This window comes from Halorubrum sp. SP9 (assembly GCF_005435015.1).
Taxonomy (GTDB): domain Archaea; phylum Halobacteriota; class Halobacteria; order Halobacteriales; family Haloferacaceae; genus Halorubrum; species Halorubrum sodomense.
Window position 1 is genome coordinate 1 of sequence record NZ_SGXU01000350.1, and the last position, 479, is coordinate 479.

At 58.7% G+C, this 479-nt stretch carries 1 protein-coding gene; it reads left to right on the top strand.

What is annotated here, in order from left to right:
- A partial coding sequence (locus EXE45_RS20010) for a hypothetical protein (protein WP_158294332.1) occupies positions 1–262 on the top strand: 262 nt, incomplete at its 5' end.
- Positions 263–479: the final 217 nt, after the last annotated feature.

Sequence of the window (479 nt, forward strand, 5' to 3'; positions counted from 1 at the left end):
TGGCGGCGTCGCGGAAGCCTCGGAGATGATCGGAGAAACCGACAACGACACGGACAGCGATGTGCTGGCGTATCAGGATCTCCCTGACGACGCACAGCAGTTCGTGGACAGCGCCGTGGATGCGGTCAACTCCGAGGGATACGACTCGGTCACGGACTTCGATGACTGGGACGAGCGGTTCGCTGCGGGAACCGCCGACATCGGGTTCGATCTCGATCAGGACAACATCACCGAGATCATCGACGCCCGTGTGTCCGCATGACACACGCTTCACGAGTGAACGGTAAAACTCGCGTATAGGCGTATGTCCCGAACCACGCGGTACAGTAGTTGAACGCGCGGTTTTCACGTTATTTGCTATGAGCCAAAGACAAACTGGCGAGAGAGAAGAACAGACCGACGATGAGGCAGAAATCGTGGTTGACGGCCTCGTAGATCCCGATAGTGAGATCGACGCGGAGGCCGCCGCCCAGCGGCTT